The following is a 21938-nucleotide window of genomic DNA, read 5'->3' on the forward strand; positions in this document are numbered from 1 at the left end:
GCGGTTTGAAACAAAATACTAGCCTGTAGATTTTGAGGGTGTAAAAAATGTTTAAGTTTCAGAAAGAACAGGAAATCGTTAACATCGCAGGAGTGAAGATAGGTGGACAGCCAGGAGAGCTTCCGACCGTGCTTGCAGGGACTATCTTTTATGATAAGCATGAAATCGTAAAAGACGTTGCAAGAGGCCTGTTTGACCGGGATGCTGCCGAAAAACTTATAAATCTGCAGGAATCAAGTGCGGAAGAAACAGGAAACCCGTATATAATCCACATTTTCGGTACTACCCCTGAAAGCATTACCCGTTACATTGACTTTGTGGCCGAAATTTCAGAAGCTCCTTTTCTTATCGACTCCCCCGAAGGAACCGTGCGTTCCCATGCCGCAGAATATGTTAGCGAAATCGGACTTGCAGACAAAGCAATCTATAACTCCATAAACATGAGCATAAATGCTTCTGAAATTGAAGCTCTTGCCCTATCCGATATTGACAGCTCGATTATCCTTGGCTTCAATGCAATGGACTCATCCCTGCAGGGAAGGATGGAAATGCTGGAAAACGGGGCAGGCCTTCTGGAAGAGGGATTACTTTCAATTGCAGACAGATGCGGGATAGTTAACAAGCTTATAGACCCAAGCATTACTCCTATGGGAAACGGAGCAGGTGTAGCCCTAAAGATGACGATTACCGCAAAAGCAAAATGGGGACACCCCACCGGCTCGGGAATCCACAACGCACCCTCAGCCTGGAACTGGCTGAATAAGAAGAAAGAGAAAGACCCTGTTCTTTACAAAATCTGTGATGTAGGTTCAACTTGCTTGCAGCAGGCAGCAGCCGGAGATTTCATTCTCTATGGACCCATCGAGTATGCCCCATACATATTTCCTATGGCTGCCATGAGCGATATAATGATTTCTGAGGCTGTAGCTGACCTCGGCATAGAGCCTGCTTCCCGGCATCCTTTAAACTTGCTTGTATAATTTTCGAGTCCTGCAACCCCTTTGAAAAAACTGCTCGAGCGCAAGCCTTTTTTCAAAAGGCTTGACCGAAAATCCCAGCAACATTTGAATTTGAGGTCCTTATCCCCAAACCCTACCCGGCGTGACCAACCGGCACAACGGTTGCGCTCAAGAGGGCTGAATTATGGGCTAGAGTAACTGATTTTCAACTTGCTCAGAGACTGATTTTCCCAAGTTTCGAAAGTGAAGTAAATTAATACCACTGAAAATGCTGAAAAAAAACAGGAGCAGATTCTTTGGGTGTTTCCCACATCTTCGGTGGTTGCTACATCTCAAGTTAGCTTTCAGCTCAAGTTAGCTTTCAGTACGGTTTTTTCATGGTTACCGGACTTGGAATAGGTTTAGATATTAAGGTCGTATGCTTTCAAAACTGAAGTTAACTCGGTGCTCTCGGTTGTTGTGGAGTTTTACTGCTTCTATGCTTTAGCTTTTCGGCAATGTCGACTCCAAGCCTTTTGCATTCCTGCAGGTCCTTGTCTGTGGGCTTGTGTAGTATCCTGAGTACGGGATCTATGACAGTCATTCCCATGTCTCGCATTTTTTCGGCTATCAGTATAGGTGCTTCTCCACTCCATCCGTAAGACCCGAAAGCAGCCCCTAATTTTCCTTTTGGGTTTGTGGAAGCTAGAATTTCATCCATGAATTTTTCCATGGGCTGAAGCATCCTGTAGTAAAAAGTCGATGAACCGACTGCAATTGCATCTGCTTCGTTAAGATCCTCAAGTTTTACGTCATAAAAGCTAATAGCTTTTGCATCCACATGTTTCGACTCAATTCCACTAGCTATTGCTTCTGCCATAGCTTTCGTATTCCCCGAGGTACTGAGATAGACTACTATCGCTTTCAATCTTATCCCCCATTCTGTGTAAGATCGTACATTAAACGCCAGTAATGGACAAAAAGTGATCAAAACAGGTTTGCATATTTCCTAAAAACCAAAAAACAAGGCAAGACCTGAAATCTCCTCACTTTTCAATCCTGCATTAGTTATAAAAATTAATTTAAATAAGGATTTCGTCCAGGGTCAGGTTGGCTTCACATATATAAAAAGGAAAAATGTTATCCAAGGTCTGCCGCAATACGAAGAGGAGCTATATAGTTCACTACCTGGAGGGCTACACTTTCAAGAAAATTACGTACGTTCTGTGGAATCCTGTCTGTAGTATGAGAAGCAAAATTAAGGCTGCCTATAATTTCTCCTCTGTGCTTCATAGGAAGCACGGCTACTGAAGTAATTTTTTCATTTTTAATTAAATCTGCCATTTCATCTGCAAAAAAATCCATCCTGTAAACCGGCTTTTCAGTCCAGATCTGCCGAGCTTCAGGGGAATCTGCTCTATATATCGAAATACTTGCCACGAATTCGGGAGAGAGTCCACGATGTGCAACCAGATTAATCTGATCCAGGAGTTCGTCTTTCAAGTATATTCCTGCGGCATCTATCTCTTCTATTTTCAGACAGGCATTAAGGATCTGGTTAAGCATGGTCTGAAGATTCCAGGTAGTACTGAGGGCTACTCCCAGCTCTCTCTGGATTTCGAGCATTTTCTCAGCCTCTTTTTTCCCAGTGACATCGATGATTATTCCCTGAAAATGAGTGACCTTGCCTGTACTGTTTCGCTGGATAAACGTTCGGTCTTCGACCCAGCGTATACTGCCGTTTCCTGTAATAATTCTATATTCCATCTCGAAGGAATCGTATCCTTCTCTTACTGAGCGTGCCAGACTTTCGACAACAGTATGAATATCTTCTCTATGGATTATGTCCCCATAAAGTACTCTTCCGGAGAGAAAGTCTTCTACTGAGTACCCAAACTGCATTACGTTTTCAGAAATATAATCTACAGGCCAGTTTTCTAAATTTGCAGGCAAGTTTTCTATATTTTTCCTTAGAAAAGCTACTGCCGGACTTTTGTTAATTATACTTTTCAGCATTTCCTGCGTTTTTAGTGATTTTCTCAGGGCTTTTTCAGTTTTCTTTCTATGGGTTATATCCAGTACTATTCCCTGAAAGCAGGTTACTTTCCCTTCTATATCCCTCTGGATGAATGTTCTCTCGTTTACCCACAACATATCTCCGGCTTTTGTAAAAATTCTGTACTCAGAGTTGAAGCTTACCTCCCCGTTCTGAATGCTCCTGTCAAGCTCCTCTCCCACTCTTTTCAGGTCATCAGAGTGTATGATTCTTCCGTACTGAATTTTCTGTGATAGAAAGTCATCAACCGTGTATCCAAACTGTACAACATTATCTGATACAAAAATTGCAGGCCAGTACTTCTCATTTTTCCAGAGAAAGACCACTGCAGGACTATTATTAACTGCTGTAATCAACACTTTCTGCATCTTAATAGTTTCTTCCAGTTCTTCTTCACCTTTTTTCCGCCTGGTGATATCGAGCACTACTCCCTGGAAGTGTGTCGCCTCTCCGCTTGTATTTCTCTGGATAAAGGTCCTTTCGTTTATCCATCGGATATCTCCTGCTTTTGTTATAATCCTGTATTCCAAGCTGAAAGCAGAAACCCCACTTTTTACTTTTTTCTTAAACTCCTCTTCGACCTCTTTGAGGTCATCGAAATATATTAAATCTTTATATCGCGTCCTGCCAGAAGTGAAATCTTCTACCGAGTATCCAAATTTCCCCACATTTTCGGAGACAAACTCCACAGGCCAGTTATCTTTATTCTTCCAGAGAAAAAGCACTACATGACTATTATTGATCATCATTCTCAGAGTTTCTTCTTTTTCCAGGGCTGCGTGAAGAGCTTCTCCTCCTATGTCGTTTTTACTACCTGCGGTCTGGAAGTTCGCATTTAAAGTTTCATAATCCTCCGACACCTCATCCATCTATACAATCACCTTCACAAAATTCTTTAATATCCCATTCCTGTTCTTCTGTGTACTTACTTTATATGTTCTTGCTTTATGTGTACTTACTTTATGTGTACTTACTTTATGTGTACTTACTTTATGTGTTTTTACTTTATGTGTACTTACTTTATGTGTTTTTACTTTATATGTTCTTAATTTCTGTGTCCTTGCTTTCTGCGTTCTTTTTTTCTGTGTTCTTACGTTCTGCGTTCTTGCTTTTTATCTGTATTTCGTTTATATAATTACATTCCCATCAAATATCAATTTTTTAGTTACAGTATGCTAGTTTTTTATAATTATTAATGCTAAAAGCGATAACTATAAATTAATCAGTTTTTTTAGCTCCCCCATACCTAGCTTTATATGTCGAATTCTGTTTTATCCCTATAATCGAAAAATATATATAGTAGAATAACGGTAATAAGAATCCGTACTCCTGATTTGTGGAAGTAAGTCTGCAGCTAGAGAAACTTTGGTGTTATATTTCCATTATTATACCACCATAGATATAGTCTCAAAATCTGGATGTCTGCCATGAACCCCATTACTAATCCGACATGTAAAATAAAAGATCTCAAAAAGAGACTTTTATCGGCAAGCGTGAAGCTAAAGTGGATTTCTAAAGGACGATACAGTGATTGAGTAAACCGATAAATCTGGAGTACAATAAAGAAAAATGGCAAAAACCCTCAAAAATGGCAAAAAGTCTGAAACAACATAAAACCTCCATTAAAGATCTGCAGTAGGGTATGAGGGAGATCCTACTTCAGTTTCTTTATACTTATTATATTGCGATCCTGGTTTTGGAGAAATCGGCTATTTCAAAATTGCATTTGGAGAGGTCGAAGATTCCGAAATTACACCTGCTAAGAGTCATTAAATAAGTACTCAAATGAAAAAAAGAAAAAACTGTGAACGGACATAAGCCTCTCATGGTTAATTTTTGCATCTTGTTTTTCGGGTGTGATCTTGTAGATGTGGTCCAGAGCAGGCCCGTTCACTATGCAATTGATACAAAAATCTGATTAATTATATAAATATTTGGATGTTATTATATAATCTTGCCTTTTTGTGAAAACATTAGAAACTTTTACGGTTCAAACATAGACTATTATCCAATTATGATATATATTATTAAAATAGAGTTTTTTTCCATAAAATTCTTCACTTAGATTTTCAAGGCCAGATTTATATTCCAGCAGAATTACAGTTAATTTCATTAATTATCTTATCATCCAGCCCCTTTGTGATTATGCCCCCAAGTTTTCAGTACATTCTTCTTTCTATTTTACAACTCTTTTCTCCCCAACCTGTTTATACTATGAAGTTTTTTCCTATCTATACATTATACTTAGTTTTTATCATGAAACTTTAAGGAGATTTATAATGAGAAGCGATATCATCAAAGAGGGACCTGAACGTGCTCCCAACCGTTCACTTCTGAAAGCGACAGGAGTCACAGATTCCGAGATGAGGAAACCATTCATCGCAGTCGTTAATTCCTGGAACGATATAATTCCTGGCCATATTCACCTGAATAAACTTGCTGAGGCTGTAAAAGCCGGAATCAGGAACGCCGGAGGAGTTCCTTTTGAATTCCATACTATAGGAGTCTGCGATGGAATTGCAATGGGACATGAAGGTATGAAATATTCCCTTCCCAGCAGAGAAGTTATTGAGGACACGATAGAACTTATGGTTAAAGCCCATCAGTTTGATGGGATTGTCCTTATTCCCACATGTGACAAGATCGTGCCGGGTCACCTGATGGCAGCAGGCAGACTTGATATCCCTGCAATTGTCGTAACCGGAGGGCCTATGCTTCCTGGTTATGTCGATGACAAATATACAGACCTGATCTCGGTTTTCGAAGGAGTGGGTGCTTACAGCACAGGCAAACTCTCAGAACGTGATCTTAAAAGGCTTGAAAATCTTTCCTGTGGAGGAGCCGGATCCTGTGCAGGGATGTTTACCGCAAACACTATGGCCTGTGTAACCGAAGCACTTGGTCTGAGCCTTCCAGGCTGTGCAACTGCTCACGCAGTGGATGCAAAAAAGGCCCGCATTGCCAAGGAATCCGGTGAGCGTATCGTCGAAATGGTAAAAGAGAACCTGACTCCCAGAAAGATTGTCACTTTTAAGTCTTTTGAAAACGCCATAATGGTAGACATGGCAGTCGGAGGGAGCACAAATACCACTCTGCACCTTCCTGCCCTTGCCCACGAATTCGGGCTGAATCTTCCTCTTGAAAAATTTGATGAATTGAGCAGAGAAACCCCTCACCTGATATCGCTTCGCCCTGGCGGCCCTAATTTTATGCTACACTTTGACAGGGCAGGCGGGGTTCAGGCAGTCATGCAGAGGCTTTCCTCCAAACTTCACCTGGATCAGCTTACAGTAAATGGCAAGACTATCGGGGAAAACTTGAACGAGTTTGAGATTATTAACCCGAAGCTCAATAAAGAGATAATTGCAACTCTTGAAAAGCCTATACATGCCGAAGGAGGAATTGCAGTCCTTAAAGGCAACCTTGCCCCTAACGGTTCGGTCGTAAAACAGGCAGCTGTTGACCCTAAAATGCGCGTTCATACAGGCCCTGCCAAAGTTTATGACTGTGAAGAAGATGCTATGGAAAATATCCTTGCAGGCAATGTAAAACCTGGAGATATTGTAGTTATCCGCTACGAAGGCCCGAAAGGAGGGCCTGGAATGAGGGAAATGCTTGCGGCTACAGCCGCAATAGGAGGTATGGGCCTGCTGGAGTCAGTTGCTCTGGTAACTGACGGACGCTTTTCAGGAGGCACACGTGGGCCATGTATAGGACATATCTCTCCCGAAGCAAGCGAAGGAGGGCCAATTGCCCTGGTAAAAGATGGGGATATGATAGAGATTAATATTCCTGAAAGAGTTCTGAACCTTAAAGTCTCAGAAGAAGAGCTTGAGCAAAGAAAGGCGGCATTCGTACCTCCAAAAAAGGAAGTTACAGGCTACCTTGCAAGGTACCAGCGTTCCGTTCACTCTGCAAATACAGGCGGAATAGTGGACTGAGCTTTCTATGGTTATTTAATAACTTTATCTTCGGAGGGTTTCGTCCTTCCTCTTTTTTAATTTTCTCCAGGCTTTAAATTCACTGTTCTTGAAGAACTCGAAGTTCTATAAGTTCGTTATGTTCTTGAAACTCTGGAGAATTTGTGAAGGAATTTATGAATATCTTCATTTCGGCTAAACTCTACAACATGCCCTTGTACGTGGAAAACTGCATGTGACCAGCACGGTTCTTAAAGAGCATATATGCAACAAGTGTGCCAGTAGCAGGACAAGCATCACATCTGACCCTGAAGATATCCGGACATTTAAATGAAAATCATTGAATGAATAAGTGGAACTCTTTCTAGAAAAAGAGACTACGAAAATAACTATGTAATTCTGCTTTCCGGCAGAACTTCAAACCAGATACAAAACAGAAAAATATAATACCTAAATTAGTCCTCTTCAACGAACGAAGAATAGTTTCTTTTACCTGCAAATAAGTCACCTTGGCTTAGCTCAAATCTTCTCATAATTCAGCCATCTTGAGCGCAACCATTACGATGTTGATCTTGTCGTCACTGAGATTTTCGGTCAAGCCTTTTTTCAAAGGGGTTGTGATCACACCGATAAGGTTTGGGGATAAGGGTCTCAAACCTAACCGTTACTCGGCTTTTCACTCAAGCATTTTTTAAAGACTTGTGAACAACAGTGTATTCAAAAGGCTTGCGGACAACAGTGTATTCAAAAGGCTTACAGGCAAGCAATTTTTTAAAAGGCTTGATTTATTCATGTGGTATTTGGGTAATCCGAGTAGAATTCCTGAGCAACTCATCAAAAAGCTCACTTCCAAACTGAAGAGCTAAAGGCTCGTAACCTATCAGGCTTTCTCTATCGAAATGCTTCTGACTTTTTGGGAATAGGGAAATCATGACAAATCTGTCGGTTACGGTAAGATTTGCAATCTGGAGTTCTCCTAAGTAGAGGAAAAGCTTCACATTTTTAAAAACCAGCATATTCTGGAGGTCTTCGAGGTAATCCTTAGAATAGTACTCAAAAACAGGTCCAGACATAAGAAAAGAAAGCTTGACTCCATCTCTGGCAAGTTCCTGACACATCGAAATGAGCGAGGGATCAAAATAGGCTATACATTCAAGAATACTACTCGATTTAGAGAGGTTTTCAACAATCTCCGGATCAAGCTCAAACATCCTGTCCAGATCTGGCTGAATCAGTTTACACTTACCGAGTTCTCCAAGCCGCATTCGGAAAGAAGGAGGAATTCCCTGAAAATTTCTTTCAACCCAATAATCAAAATTGTCCTCAAAGACGTCAATTATGCTGACGAGAGGCTGCATCTTTTCAACAAGGACCTTCCCTATAAGTGAGAGGCTGTAGTTTTTGTCTTCCTGAACAACCAGGGATTTTTCTTTTAATTTTTTAATCTGAGGTAAAATGGCAGTGGACGTTACCGCAAGGGCTTCCTTGATCTCATCTATATTTTTCGGCCCGTCTTTCAGAAAGAGCAATAAATGCTTTCGCTTGTCGGAAAGAAAAATCAACTCTAGAAGTTCTAATTGCAACCCTTCAGTCTCCTGTTGAATTTTATATAGCTAAAGAGATAAGAGCTGTCAAAGGTATATAAGTTACTACTGTTTTCAACTTTATAAGCAAATAACTTTTAAAAGTATTAGTTTATTAACTGTATTGATCAAATAGACTGAAAAAGTTTTCTAAAAAAGTTACCCCTGTTTCGCCTTAATTCAGAATTAAACAAAAAATAAAGAGTAAATGAAAAACTACCAATTTTATAAAAGTAGTATAAAAGAGATAATAATTAAAAAACATACAGAGTCTCCCCGCCCTGGAAAGTTCACGCTACTTTCCAGGATCAGGGAACCTATTCAGGCTCCTTAAATTTAATATTTAAGCCGGAATCTAGATAATAAAGGACATTTTCAAAGATTTGAAACTATTTATATGACTTTACCTGCACTCAAGAACCAGAAATTCCTAGTCTGATACTGATTCAGGCAGAAGCTTCTTTGGTCAGGATATAAGCAACCATCTCAGGATTGAGTTTGCTCTCCCTTGCAACCTTTTCTTCTATTCTTTCAGCAGGTGTCCCCTCAGATTTTAGCTCCCTTATTTTCTCAATGACTGAGGAAGGAATACTGTAGTATTCGTTAATATCCTTCCTGTGGCCCCAGACGTCGCCTTCGATAAGCTGGATCCTCTGCATCTCAAGGAACATTTCTATAGATTTCGAAACCGTGCGCCTATAAGATTTGGGCAACTGAATTACCTCAATTTTCGGACAGGTTTCAACGAGTGCAAAAATATCCTTGTTCGAAGGCCTGAAGGCCAGATGAACAACACGCTCATTAGGATTGAGAGTAAATATTTCCTCTCTAGAACTAACTACTCTAATCTTCATATATGTGATTCCCCCACTATAAAGTTCTTGTTTTTTACCTCAATATAAACTACTTATACTTATTATAAATATTTATCTACCCGCGCTTTTAATTTTTACGTAGTTACCAAGTCTTCGATATCCGTTTTAGTCCTCATAAAGGCCGGTAAAAGCCTGGAAAGAATAAGACCTGCAAAAATAATCATAACTCAGAAATTTTAGTCCTTGCGAGGATTTTCTCAGCAAAGAAATAAAAGAAAAAAACAAAAACCTGTTTCTGAAAGTGCTCCCTGAAAATGCTCCCTAAATGTACTCCTGAAAGACTCCAAACACAGAGATACTATACTCATGAAGTTTGAGAAATATTCTAGCAATAAAACATTGCGAGTATAACCATCCAGTACCGCAAAATCCGGAAAGAAAAACCACCCTGCTATTATATAATACTTGATGTCAGGTCATCTGGCAGCTTCATACTTCATAGGAAGAGCTAGAAATCCAGAAATTAAAAACAAAAACAGGAAATAATTTTGGAAGAAAGATATTCTTTGAGACATACAATTGCCCCAGAAAAGAAAAAAATAAGGACCGAAGTTACCTCATACTGGAAAAGTAAGGTATCAGCCTACTGCTTATATCTTTTTCCGATTACCTATTAGCACAAACTTTACGATAAACTTCTAATTTCTGACCTCCTTTAAATAAAAAATTATTAGGAGATTCGGCATTTGGTCAGTTGAATATGTTATCACTTTAGAATCCTGAACTAAGAATACGATTTTTCGGACTTTTTTTCCAAAAAGATCGGAGTTTCTATTCCTTACAGACTTTTTTAGCTCCTGAAAGACACATATAGAGAATTGAAGATAAGAAAGAGTAGGAGTGGCAAGCAATTGACGGTGCTATGACAAAAGCACTATTAGGTGTACCAGGACCGGAGCTAATCCAGCTAATCATAGCAAAAAAGGTACAAAAAGGAGTATTTTAACAGATGGTAAAGGTATACCACTTTAAATAACTGTTGATGGAGCAAATCGTCACGATAAAAAGCTTGTAAAAAGGACATTAGATGCCATTATTGTTGAAAGACTTTCTCCAGATGAGGAAATTCAGAATATGTGTATGGATAAAGGATATAATTTTCCTGATATCAGAGGATTGGTCAAAGAAGATGGTTATACTGCCTGGTTATAATACCCATATCAAAAGTCGTGGAGAAGAAAACATCAGAATAGAGATACCATGTTTTAGGGCAAGAAAGTGGGTTGTAGAAAGGGCACATTCATGGCTAAATAGATTCATAAGACTGCTTATAAGATGGGAAAAGAAAATTGAGAATTATCTTGCTATGCTTCATTTCGCATGTGCATGAATAACATTCAGAACAGCAGGATTTTTCGGATAGGTTCTAAGTAAGAAATAATATTTTTGAGAGAATATCTTCCAGTAGATATTGGAATTTTTTTTCATACTCTTACTTCAGTATTTACGCGAAGTGGGATGATTTCACCTGATTGAGGATCTTCATAGTATAATCTTATAACTACTGTAGAGAACTGATGAGGTATCTCAATTTTAACTGTATTTTCAATTTGTTTATCGATAATTACTTTAAACATATACTCTTTTTTTTCTCGAGAGAACTTTAAACTTAAAGGACGAGATCGTACCAAATCACTTTTAGGTTCCAGAGTATACGTCTCATTTATTATTAATTTGTTATGCTGATCAGTTACTTGAATTTCCACTTCATGACTCTTAACGTCATGATTATGTATACTTAAAAAATGTGCTGGAGGCCCATTAATTATAAACAGAAAAAATATATAAAAAAATAGAGTAATTATAAAAAGAACTGTCACAATGATAAATTTATTCTTAATTTTAATAGCCAATTACCTCATCCTCTAGAGTTTCATATTTCTAATAAATACACTTAGGTTCTAAAGTTTCATATTTCGAGCCTGTCCCAAAAGCCACTATATTATCAATAGTTGGGAATTTTCAGAATCGTTTTCATGATCTTGAGCTTGATTGATTATTCAAAATACAAGGCTCAAAAAGCAACTTTTAAGTTTTGGGATGAGCTCTTCCAATAAATACACTTAGGTTCTAAACAACTAATATTTAGTAACGGCTTCTAAGCAATTATATTCAATCAATTAAACTTCTTAACAAAAACCCTATTATATTTTAAAGATTTCATGACTTATATTATGAAATCTGAATGCATAAATATTGCTCTTAAATTATTTAATTAAGTAAGAGTAAACAATGAGCTTATCCCAAAACCAGCTTTATACTCAAAATTGATAGAAGTTTCAGAACAATTTCCTGTGATCAAAACGTGATCAAAAACTTATTGATTATTCTGAATTCCAGATTCGGAAAAGCAGTTTTGAGTTATGGGATAAGCTCAATAAGTAATCTTCAATGCGCTCAATTGTCTAATCTAAATTAATATTTAGGTGAGTAGAGCCAAATAAATATTTTATATAGTGTGAAAAAATTTAAAAAAATAAATAAGTTAATTAATTCGATTTTCTTATTTTTAGAAATCTAATTAGATAATGGTCTTACCAGATTTTTAGGTTGCGTACACACATCTCACTATGTCATAACCAAAACCATCTTTACCTTTAAAAATCCAAACTGGTTTATAGTAAGATTGTTCAGCACCAGTTGTTTCTGAGTAATATCCAATTTCAATCTTGTTAATTTCAATCGGATACTTTTCAGGTCCTGCTAAATCTTCAATGACCTCGTACTGCTTTAATTTCTCGATCGCAGAGTCTGCATCAATAATTGATATTTCACCGGCTTTTTCGACTTCTCTCCAAGTCTTAAAGAAATAAACAATCTCCTCTTTTTCTCCAATGCAGACTTCCATTGAGTCCCCAGGTCCAACAACCGGGTACCCATCGAGGTTTCGATTATATGATACTCTCACAAACACAGGTGCCTCTTTTTCAACAATACTTGTGTTTTCATTTATTGTTTTGATAGTATATTCATCCAGATAACTTATGTAAGCTCCTTCGGGCAAGCAGCTACGTTTCTTAAGGAACTCATTTGCGATTTTGACAGCTTTCTCTTCAGAAGGAAGAGATTCTCTAGGAGTAATCACCTTATCTACGTTTTCATGGATTTTATCTTCCTTGATCACCTTATAATAAGGAAGAGTTTCTTCCACATCGGGAGCTGAGGCATTGATTATAATTTCATTATACGATCCACAAACCTTGTTTTCTACCGTATCAGGGAAAACTTCATTACTTGCCTCTGAATTTGCTACCAAATGAATAGTGCATACCCCTAGAACAAGCATTAGAAATGTTAATGAGACAATTTTATTCAAATTAACACCTCCAAGAACCATATGCATACAAAGAATCATCTGGATATTCATCTGGTTGCATGGTACCCTGACCATTTAGGTGATCATAAACATACTGATTATCGGTATCTGCTATCATAGCAGCTCTTACAGGTGATTCAAATGTTTCCACTGTAGCAAACCACCAAGCATCACAGATTTCGTCATCATCATCTATTGTATATGTAAAAAATTTATCGACCAGTTCTTCATTTGTGAAGGCTTCTGTAGTAAAACCTAAAATTCCATGTGAATATTCTAAAGCGCCAGCCCAATCGTTGTAATCATCCAAAATATGGCAACTATGCAGAAGAACCCATTCATTATTATTGTCCCATTTTTTATATACATCTTGAGCTCTCACGTCATTATAGTTGTATCCTGGAAGCCAATTGTACAAAGCAATTTCTGTTCCAATATCGTCCACTCCATGTCCTAAATGATAGTGAAAATCTGCATCATCAAGTCCCTGGTAGCCACTATCAAGTGTCCCAAAATCTGTCTCGTCTACATTAGTTTCACTGTCGTAGAAGTACTCGTTCCATCCCGCAACATCATGTAGCCAATTTTCGACTATACCATAATTCTCAGTTCCATGTGGAGCCAAACTATTAAGTACACTGTAGTTTTCAATTATCGTTACAGAGTAGGAATATGCACTTGCAGTTTGTGTTGCAAAGGTACAAATGCATACAAAAATCATAATCTTGCAAACAATTTTGTATCTATCCAACTATTTCCCTCACTAATTCAATTTAATTTTTATCTCTTTGTGGAAATCTTCAAAATATTATTATTTTCAATTAAGAAAAACACTATAAAACTATATAAATATTTTTAAAATTGGATAATAAAAATAATACTTTTTTTAAAAAAAATAGCATATACATAGAAAAAAATATTTCATATATATTAATAAAAAATTAGATATTTAAGATGTGGGGTTTGAGAAGTAGATTCTGAGTTTTAAGATTAGTTCTTAAATACTTAAACATCAAAAACATTAATAAATATTGAAGAAAAATTTTAGTTGTTTTTGGGCTTTTTGGAAACGCTAAAATATCCAAATAAATATTTACCTATCTTAAATACATTTACTGTTCAAGACACTTAATTCCCATTTTTTAGTGAGCTCAAAGATTTTAAATCAAAGAAAATTTCGATAAATCTCTCTTAGCTTGCACATTAATGAGGGATTTAAATCTCACTAAATTACTTTTAATTTATGAAAACCTTTGCTGATTTTGCTTTTAAAGAGAAATATAAACGCATTAAATTGGTTAGAGATAATCTTTCTGAACTTGAATCCTTAATTGACTGGAAACCTTTTCGTGTGATTTTAGAGCCAATGTATGTAAACAAAACCACTTCAGATGGCCGGCCTGAAGCTGATGTCATTATAATGTTTAAGATGCTTTTTTTGCAGCAATGGCATGGTCTTTCTGATCCAGAGCTTGAGAAGCAGTGTATTGACCACCTTTCTTTCAGAAATTTTCTTGGCTTTCCTGATAATATCCCAGACAGTACCACTGTCTGGTCTTTCAGGAAGAGAATTATCGATAATAGTAAGGAAGAGGAAATCTGGGGAGAGTTACGAAGTCAACTTGATTTTTGGTTTAAAAATCAAAAAAGGAATGATTCAGGACTCTACTTTTATTCATTCAGATCCAGGACATGCTAAAGCTGATAAACCAAGAAGAAATGAAGCAAAAACAAGAAGAAGCAGAGATGGAACATGGACAAAGAAGGGAAATCAGTCACATTTTGGTTACAAACTTCATAGCATAATAGACAGAGATTATGAACTGATCCGACGATTCAAAACAACAACAGCGTTAGTTCATGATTCTCAAGTTGATTTGTCCAAGGAAAACGAAGTGGTTTAAGTGGTTTATAGAGATAGAGGATACTTTGGAGCAGAAGCAAAAGGTTTTGCCGCAACAATGAAAAGAGCAGTTAGAGAACATCCTTTGGGAATAAAGGATATAATCCATTGGTCATAGGTTAATGATTCATTCCCTTCTCCCGTTTCTTTTTTTTAAATTATATCCAGTTGATTATTATTCAAACTATTCTTCTCTAAACTTTTCTCTTTTTACATGTGGATCCAATGCTTGATTTTTATATGCACTCATTGTAGTTTCAAAAGTTCTTTGAATTTCACATCCATGAAGAATTACAGTCAACAAATCTGCTGCTTTTTCTACGAATATTTTACTCCAACTCAACTGCGTATATCTGAATTTTTTTGGGGGGATGATGTATTGAGTTTTGACCAGAGAATAAATTCGCCTGCTAACGATTAAAGTTAGAATCGCTGTCCAGATAAGAGCCTCAATAATATGCACATTCTTTGTTTCAAGGACATCCATGGCATATCTGCTTTTCAATTTTTTAAACAGTAGTTCGATGCCCCATCTTGCTCCATATAATTTTGCTATATCTTTTGCATTCAAAACATCTTTCTGAATAATTGTAATATAACATCTTTCTGAATAATTGTAATATATATACATTGTTCATAGGTTAAGGAATTTTCTTAACCTGAAAACTATTGATTTTGCATTAGAAGCCGACCTTAAATTTTGGCATATTTATATGAAATCGATACTCTGTTCCAGCTCATAACTTATAAATATATTTGGCAAATGTTGAGGAAATGGAGACAATTTGTCACGATTCCTCACTTAACCGAAGACACATGGAAACAAATTGCTTTTGAAATTTAAATTGCGCTGAATTATTACTCAGGCAAACGGATGGTTTGCTGAATCTTTTTTAGCAAGCGCTTCTTCGACAGTAGGCCTGCCTTCCATAGCTCTTGCTATTGCAAGCTTTGTCGCCTCATAGTTAAATTCGTAAACTTTGTCCTTATCTTTCGCATCCCACTCAATAAATACGGAAACGATAATAAAAATGTCATCAGCCTGTTCCTCAGGGAGCACTCCATCAGCTACGGAATCCATAACTGCCTTTGCGACTGCAGCCTGAGCCGGCCCGAACATAAGAGCAGCTTGCGATACGTTTTTTATCGTTACCTTATTTACGATCAAGGTCGTAGGTTTGGGCTGAATATTTGGTTCCAGGACTGCAAGAAGTGGGGTATGACCCTGTCTGGGCATTGCAAGCGAATTCATAAACGCTGCTTCAACTGAGCCTCCTCTAGGTCCAATAACGAGGTCTATGTGTGCAACTTCCGGACCAGAGCCTATGAGAGCTTCTCCTACCATACTTTTTAGGATATTTTTTACCAGATTTAACACCTCAGCGTATTTTATAAACAAAAACTTAATACCCAAAATCGCCAGAGAGAAGAGAATCAATTTTCATATCGTCAATAGATAAGATGGCGAATTAGTTATTAAGCATAATTACTCCTTAGGGAGAATAATTAACTCTGTTAATACTTATACACATATATAAATAATTTGCCAGTTCTGGATTAAACAGAGCAACGAAAACAGGAGTTCAAAATCCAGGCACAAAGAGGAATAAATAAACTACAGAAAAAAATAGAAATGTTTAAACAAAGATTCAAAAAGGAAACCATGCCAATAAAGCTTTTACATAATGACTGAAACCTTAAAGTCTCGGTTCAAAAAGAAATACCTGAAAGAATTTCAAGTCTTTTGTTCCAGTGGTCCAGCCCTCTTTTTGCTACATACCAGTCGAAAAAACTGCTTTCTTTATTTATAGTTGGAGTTTCGAGCTTTACCTGGAGTTCAGCAGAACTGAACCCAAATTTTGTTTCGAAATCCCTGCAGATTGCAGAATAACTTTTGATCTTATACCTGGCAACATGCTTTTCATGCTCAAGAGCCGAGCGGATAGCCTCAGTTACTTCCTGAGGCGAGAAATTAGTTTCGATATTAAGCGCGAAACTCATAACTATCCCCCACTAATATTAGCTTCTTACTCCATTAAACAGTTATCGAAAGTAAATGGTTATACATACTTACTACCTGAAAATCTCTATATTTTAAGCTTTTAGAACTTTTTTACGATAATTTAACTGTTAGATGCTCACTATTATCTGCATTTTTAACTCCAGATAAAGTCAAACTTCAAAGAATAATTAGATTCGTTTTGACTGAAACAGGAACTGCTTCCTTTTGTAAGTATGAAAAAAGATCGGTACCCCATTTGAGAGCTTGAGGGTCGAAGCTAAACAGGCTTTCGTTCTCAAAAAACTTAACCCGAGGGAGAATGGTTAGCAGAAAGAACCTATCTGTAACTGTAAAGCCTGCAAGTTTCGAGTTGTTTGGGAAAAGAGACAGGTTAACATGTTCAAACTGAACCAGAGTTTGGAAACTTTCACTGTAATCGGCTTTAAACCTTTTTAACACAGGCTCGGTCAGTATTAAAGAAATCTGGGCTTCTTTTTTTGCGATTTCCAGGTAGAGAGAGATAAGTGCGGGATGAAAATAGGAACTGAAGCCGAGAACCTGCTTTGAAAGAAGAAGATTTTCCACAAACTCGGGATCCAGTTCGAACATGTGGCTCAGGTCCGGACGGATAAGTTTGCAGTTTTTCAACTCCCTGACTCGACTTTGTAAAACCTGGGGGATTCCCTCGAAACTCCGTCGTGACCAGTAATCAAAATTATCTTCGAGCACTTCCAGGGTATCCAGAAGAAGCGACATCTTATCTACAATCGCTTTTCCCATAACGGAGAGTTCATAAGTATGGCCATTCTGTATGACCAGTTCTCTGTCCTTAAGTCTTTTAAGCTGGGGAAGGATAGATACAGAATCTACAGACAGGTGTTCCTGAATTTCGTCTATGTATCTGGGCCCATCTTTGAGGAAAATCAGGAGGGTTCTGCGCCTCTCAGACCGAAAGACCAGTTCCATTAACCCGATTTTTGTGCTTATCAGAACCACCATCAAAAAAGCTTATTATGAAAAGATGGTACGACAGTTATAAATACATTTCTATTAATTTTAGACACTTGTGTATGGGTATTATAAACAAAAAAGATCTCTATCGAAATTTAGGGGTTGAATTAATCTCAAAATAACCAGCATACATAATAATTTTAATTACGAAGTTAGACTTTAGAGAAATCTTGCTCAATTTTTTGAAGAGTAGTCGTCGATTAGTTTTTGGTAAATGTTGAGAAGTTTAGTAATAAGCTTTTAGAGCAGTTACATTCTGATGTTCCTGAGGAGAGAAAGCTTTTTCTTCCAATGGTCCAGTCCTCGCTTTGCAGCATACCACTCAAGATATTTATCCTCAGCGATAAGTTCGCCAGCTTCGAATTTTGTTATGAATTCAGTAGAGATCAGGTCGTACCGATCTTCAAATTCATCACAGATCATGGCGTAGCGATCTATCTTGTATTTTGCAAGATGTTTTTCATGTTCCAGAGCCGAGCGAATAATCTCGCTTGCTTCCTGAAGCGAGTAATCGGTATCAATCTGCAAGGTTAACTCCATGTTTATCCCATAGAAAATTATTGCTGGTACTAAAAAATAATCCTATATTTCTTTTTCTATTTTGTCTTCGAAGCTTATTGGTCAAGATTATTAGTCAGACATTATCTTCTGACCTGAAAAATTCAACAAATTCCTTTTTTCGTGCCTGAGGCTTATTTGTACCCTACGTTTTCACAATTAATAACCTTTTACCTCTTTTGAGCAGAAAATAGAACTAAAAACTTTACGTTAGCTACATTTAAAAATCAGGCTCCATTTAAAGTGAAGAAACTGAGGTGAAAAACAACAAAGATATCAAATAACGGCAACAGGTGAAAGGTAAAAAACAAAGGGTAAAAAAAGGAAAAAGAAAAGGAAAAAGAAAAGGAAAAAGAAAAGGAAAAAGAAAAATTCAGAACAGATAGTTACTATAGAATGTGGTTTTTAGAGCAAAGCCACACAGTCATCAGTTCTCGGCCAAGCTGGGAATTTTCCCGGAATTCTCCAGATTCCTGTAAACGAACGCTGAAGAATAAGCAAGCAGCATGAATGTAAAACCACCGAGGAAATCGCTCTCGATAAATTTTAAAATCATGCCTACAAAGAACGCAAGCTGTATAGCGCACAGAACCACTCCGGTTACTGTGAACATTTTTTGACGACTGCTACTATCACTACTGTCTGGATCATCTGAGTCTTCTGACATTTTGTTTCAAGCCTCACAAATAAAGGTACTAAGAGTGCTCTTTATTTAGCTCGTTTTTGTTTTGTCTTAACTGGTTTTTGTGTTTTAGTCAATCAGACCTTATTGTCGGCAGTTTTCAACTAGCTCAAAAATCAAAGATGGTTCTCCGCAAAAGCATATAGACTAGCTCTTATGGGATTCTTAAAATGAGACAAAAAAGCTGAAAACTTCAATGGATGCATCTGAAGGTTCAGTTCTACATTGATCCTCTGGTGCAACATTATCTGAAAAAACACGCTCCGAATTAGAGACTTTTATACAGTATCCTTATTTATTGGGGATGGTATATATAACTTGCGAAGAAGACAGGACATTTCTGAGCTTGATACTGATTTATAGGTGTCAGTTTTTAGGTTAATATGTCAATCGTTGGGATAATTTTCAACTTCTTATTCCAGATATCAAGTCCCCTTTTTGCTGCATACCAGAAAGTCATTACTGTCTTCAGCTTCTTTGATATATGATTTTTTGCATAAACAAGCATGAGCCCAGAATTTGGCGGCGAAATAAATTAGTGTCAATAGCATCAATAAAGAAGTAAAACAAACTTTTCACTTTGAAATAAGGAAGAGACTTTTCGGGAGGAGGGTTATGAAGAAAGTTTTAAAAGCCATAGCAATGATCTTTGTCGTCGCTGCTGTCGTCTTTGCAGCCGGCTGTGCGGAAAAGACAGGCAACATGGGAAATGAAGCTCAGGAGAATGAAACTCAGGGAAATAACGACCAGCTCCAGCCTGTAAATCCTGAAATACCCACAAACGTGACTAACAACACGACTGAAGCTAACGAAATAATAGCAAAAGGTCAGATAGTAACCGAAGCTGACAGCGGAAAAACCATAAGCCTCAAAAAAGGAGAGAATTTTACTGTTAGCCTTAGAGAAGACCCATCAGCAGGTTACTTATGGAAACTTAACCTGAGCAGTGGGCTCAGTATTCTCGACGACGAATATATCGAAGGTCTAAATCCTGAAAACCTTACAGGTGTCCCCGGAACTCATTTATGGGTAATTGAATCTACGGCTCCGGGCAGCCAGAAGGTAAATGGCATATATAAGAGGACCTGGGAAAACATAACCGGCACGGAAGAGAAATTTACATTAAATGTTGAGGTTGAGTGAGAAGAGTTTTTGATTCTCAGGTTACATTTTCTTTTTTCATTCTGTATGTAGTAAGAAAATCACTGTAGGTAAGCTGAAAATTTTAATAAAAATGGGATTTGTGGAGTTGGAAACTTTTCCGGCGGCAAGAGATTTTTAAGATGTTATTTCCATGATGTTTAACTCTCCCAAGCAAGTGAAGAAACTTGAAATATTCAAGTGATTTATGAATGACATTTCTCATTTTTTGGAGATTTTCTTTGTTATTATGGTTACTGTGATACCTCCAACTATTGTAGAAATCAGTGGGTTTTCAAATATTAAGGCAAGGATGCTTTTAACTGTTGAGTTTTTCTCGCCATTAGACTTTTCTTCGGAACTAGTCGACTGTTCAGAACTAGACTGATCTTCAGAACTAGATTTCACCATCCCGATATTAGTTTGTTCTTTAACCGTTAGTATGAAAGGAGACGATGTGCTGGATTCAAAGTTCTCATCGCCACTATATTCTGCTGTGATTGAATGTGAGCCAGACGATAGTGATGAGGTAGTCAAAATTGCCTGCCCAGAATCTAATTCCGCAGTTCCTATGAGGCTAGTTCCATCCATAAAAGTAACTGTACCAAAAGGTTCGTCGTTTTCATGAGAAGGAATATTTACTTTAGCAATAAACATTATTGATTGCCCTAATGTAGACGAATTGGCTAAAGGAGTTACTTCTGTAGTGGTTAAAACTTTATCTTTTACAGTACTATCAGGTTGAGGGTTTGGTGGTTCTAGAGTTTTGGAGCTATTTGGGTCTACGTTTTCAGAATTTTCGATTGTTTCGTCTAATCTAGTCTGAACATCATCAATTTTGAACCCATCGTCAAAACCCTTCCCATTAGTTACAAGTGTAACCTTTATTGTGTCTTCGGGGTACCAACTTGTCCAAATGTCTTTTGCATTCGATGTAGCCAGTGGAACCATTGAAGGACCTCCTACAATACCTTCATAAATCGCAAGTACATTATTATATTTATCTGATAGAATTATTCTATCCCAATTATAATAATTAGGGTCGTCACTAGGGGCAAGTCGAATATATTCAAAATGAAGTTTCATCTCATCGACCCCAGATCTGTTTATTATCCATGTTTTTTTTTCATTATTAGAATAAGGATGATCAGATTCGATGGGTAAGTCTTTAGCTGATAAAGCAGGCATACATCCATTAATAATTAGTATGAGAAAACATAAAACAACCTTTATAATCGATATTCTAGACATCTCTCCACCTTTTAAGTCTCTATAAATGGAATTGTTTAACAGAATAAATAACGTGAAGAATAAACTATACAAAAACCAAATTTATAAATATTTAAATAGTTTGTAACTTTAATATCAATGATTTTTCGTTTAAAATGGTTTAAGTGAAAAAATTTTAAATCAGTGTTTTGGTGACGAAAAATCTGAAAATTATCAACTGATAAGTTTATATTACTTAATTGGGTTTAATGCCTCCTTATAATGAAAATTTAATAAAAGTATTAGATAATACATATAAAAGTCTTTTTAAATATAGCCATATGTTATAATATAATTAGTATATTTGTTGATTTATCGTTACTATTCAAGTACCTTAAATCAATATCAAAAGCCATAATTTAGAATGTTTGGCATTTACACTATATTTCAGTCGGTTTTGTAGATTGATGCCAGGTGATGTCATTTTTAATTTTGCTATGAATCCCTTATTAGACAAGTCCCTATGACCAAAATCGGTGTTATTTGACTTATTTAGGGTACCTGAATAGTTACGAGTTATCTTTTAGTTGTGGCAGACCTCTCCGAATTCAATCGAAATAGCCTAAGTTGATATAAGGAGAAAGCCAAAATTTTAATATGTACTAAATTTGAAAGGGTGAAGACTTTCAAGTGTTAGGAAAGTTCAAGAGTAAATTTATGCTACTCGATAAAATTTTGAAAAATC

17 protein-coding genes and 3 pseudogenes are annotated in these 21938 nt (G+C 37.0%); 5 read left to right on the forward strand and 15 right to left on the reverse strand.

The genetic code is table 11. The features are described from left to right. Nucleotides 1-47: 47 nt before the first annotated feature. Nucleotides 48-980: a tetrahydromethanopterin S-methyltransferase subunit H gene (gene mtrH / locus MSBRW_RS14300; protein WP_011307049.1), complete on the forward strand. Its 933-nt coding sequence runs from the start codon at nt 48-50 to the stop codon at nt 978-980. Nucleotides 981-1395: 415 nt separating this feature from the next. Here mtrH and MSBRW_RS14305 read toward each other — a convergent pair whose 3' ends face one another. Then, nucleotides 1396-1866 carry a flavodoxin domain-containing protein gene (locus tag MSBRW_RS14305; RefSeq protein WP_011307048.1) on the reverse strand — a complete coding sequence of 157 codons (471 nt, stop codon included), beginning with the start codon at nt 1864-1866 and terminating at the stop codon, nt 1396-1398. Nucleotides 1867-2078: 212 nt separating this feature from the next. Further along, on the reverse strand, nt 2079-3863 hold the full coding sequence (locus MSBRW_RS14310; RefSeq protein WP_011307047.1) for a PAS domain-containing protein: 1785 nt from the start codon (nt 3861-3863) through the stop codon (nt 2079-2081). Nucleotides 3864-5273: 1410 nt separating this feature from the next. Here MSBRW_RS14310 and ilvD point away from each other — a divergent pair. Continuing rightward, complete coding sequence (gene ilvD / locus MSBRW_RS14315; protein ID WP_011307046.1) at nt 5274-6935, forward strand: dihydroxy-acid dehydratase; 1662 nt, start codon at nt 5274-5276, stop codon at nt 6933-6935. Between the two features lie 508 nt (nt 6936-7443). Here ilvD and MSBRW_RS23955 read toward each other — a convergent pair. The 3 genes from MSBRW_RS23955 to MSBRW_RS14325 all read right to left on the reverse strand — a co-directional run bounded on the left by MSBRW_RS23955 (nt 7444) and on the right by MSBRW_RS14325 (nt 9351). Continuing rightward, on the reverse strand, nt 7444-7569 hold the full coding sequence (locus tag MSBRW_RS23955) for a hypothetical protein (RefSeq protein ID WP_268990265.1): 126 nt from the start codon (nt 7567-7569) through the stop codon (nt 7444-7446). Nucleotides 7570-7699: 130 nt separating this feature from the next. Beyond that, nucleotides 7700-8497, reverse strand: a complete 798-nt coding sequence (locus tag MSBRW_RS14320) for a helix-turn-helix transcriptional regulator (RefSeq protein WP_011307045.1) — start codon at nt 8495-8497, stop codon at nt 7700-7702. Nucleotides 8498-8943: 446 nt separating this feature from the next. Then, complete coding sequence (locus MSBRW_RS14325) at nt 8944-9351, reverse strand: DUF1699 family protein (protein WP_011307044.1); 408 nt, start codon at nt 9349-9351, stop codon at nt 8944-8946. Between the two features lie 859 nt (nt 9352-10210). On the opposite strand from MSBRW_RS14325, the pseudogene MSBRW_RS20410 reads away from it, so the two are divergent. Beyond that, nucleotides 10211-10702: pseudogene (locus tag MSBRW_RS20410) on the forward strand (IS5 family transposase); the annotation flags it as partial. Nucleotides 10703-10796: 94 nt separating this feature from the next. Here MSBRW_RS20410 and MSBRW_RS14335 read toward each other — a convergent pair. From MSBRW_RS14335 to MSBRW_RS14345, 3 genes are all read right to left on the reverse strand, one after another. Next, a complete protein-coding gene (locus MSBRW_RS14335; RefSeq protein ID WP_011307043.1) occupies nt 10797-11225 on the reverse strand; it encodes a hypothetical protein in 429 nt (142 codons plus the stop codon). A gap of 692 nt (nt 11226-11917) precedes the next feature. Then, nucleotides 11918-12688 (reverse strand): two-component system regulatory protein YycI, encoded by a 771-nt coding sequence (locus MSBRW_RS14340; RefSeq protein ID WP_048102781.1) that lies wholly within the window; start codon nt 12686-12688, stop codon nt 11918-11920. Between the two features lies 1 nt (nt 12689). Beyond that, nucleotides 12690-13439 carry a DUF6345 domain-containing protein gene (locus tag MSBRW_RS14345; RefSeq protein WP_011307041.1) on the reverse strand — a complete coding sequence of 250 codons (750 nt, stop codon included), beginning with the start codon at nt 13437-13439 and terminating at the stop codon, nt 12690-12692. Nucleotides 13440-13931: 492 nt separating this feature from the next. Here MSBRW_RS14345 and MSBRW_RS14350 point away from each other — a divergent pair. Further along, nucleotides 13932-14697 (forward strand): annotated as a pseudogene (locus tag MSBRW_RS14350) (IS5 family transposase); the annotation flags it as partial. Nucleotides 14698-14775: 78 nt separating this feature from the next. Here the strand turns inward: MSBRW_RS14350 and MSBRW_RS14355 are convergent. The 6 genes and pseudogenes from MSBRW_RS14355 to MSBRW_RS14380 form a co-directional block, all read right to left on the reverse strand. After that, nucleotides 14776-15189 (reverse strand): annotated as a pseudogene (locus MSBRW_RS14355) (transposase); the annotation flags it as partial. A 264-nt stretch (nt 15190-15453) separates the two neighbouring features. After that, on the reverse strand, nt 15454-15990 hold the full coding sequence (fae, locus tag MSBRW_RS14360) for a formaldehyde-activating enzyme (RefSeq protein ID WP_011307040.1): 537 nt from the start codon (nt 15988-15990) through the stop codon (nt 15454-15456). A 311-nt stretch (nt 15991-16301) separates the two neighbouring features. After that, nucleotides 16302-16592, reverse strand: coding sequence for a hypothetical protein (locus MSBRW_RS14365; RefSeq protein ID WP_011307039.1), 291 nt, complete (start codon nt 16590-16592; stop codon nt 16302-16304). A gap of 178 nt (nt 16593-16770) precedes the next feature. After that, nucleotides 16771-17592 carry a helix-turn-helix transcriptional regulator gene (locus MSBRW_RS14370; protein WP_011307038.1) on the reverse strand — a complete coding sequence of 274 codons (822 nt, stop codon included), beginning with the start codon at nt 17590-17592 and terminating at the stop codon, nt 16771-16773. 261 nt (nt 17593-17853) lie between these two features. Further along, the gene (locus tag MSBRW_RS14375; RefSeq protein WP_230669775.1) at nt 17854-18132 is read right to left on the reverse strand and encodes a hypothetical protein; all 279 of its coding nucleotides are present in this window, start codon (nt 18130-18132) and stop codon (nt 17854-17856) included. Between the two features lie 457 nt (nt 18133-18589). Beyond that, the gene (locus tag MSBRW_RS14380) at nt 18590-18829 is read right to left on the reverse strand and encodes a hypothetical protein (RefSeq protein ID WP_011307036.1); all 240 of its coding nucleotides are present in this window, start codon (nt 18827-18829) and stop codon (nt 18590-18592) included. Nucleotides 18830-19459: 630 nt separating this feature from the next. Here MSBRW_RS14380 and MSBRW_RS14385 point away from each other — a divergent pair. After that, a complete protein-coding gene (locus MSBRW_RS14385; RefSeq protein ID WP_011307035.1) occupies nt 19460-19987 on the forward strand; it encodes a protease inhibitor I42 family protein in 528 nt (175 codons plus the stop codon). Nucleotides 19988-20206: 219 nt separating this feature from the next. On the opposite strand, the gene MSBRW_RS14390 is transcribed toward MSBRW_RS14385, so the two are convergent. Then, the gene (locus MSBRW_RS14390) at nt 20207-21235 is read right to left on the reverse strand and encodes an Ig-like domain-containing protein (RefSeq protein WP_011307034.1); all 1029 of its coding nucleotides are present in this window, start codon (nt 21233-21235) and stop codon (nt 20207-20209) included. Nucleotides 21236-21938: the final 703 nt, after the last annotated feature.

The sequence above is a fragment of the Methanosarcina barkeri str. Wiesmoor genome (assembly GCF_000969985.1).
Classification (GTDB): Archaea; Halobacteriota; Methanosarcinia; order Methanosarcinales; family Methanosarcinaceae; genus Methanosarcina; species Methanosarcina barkeri_B.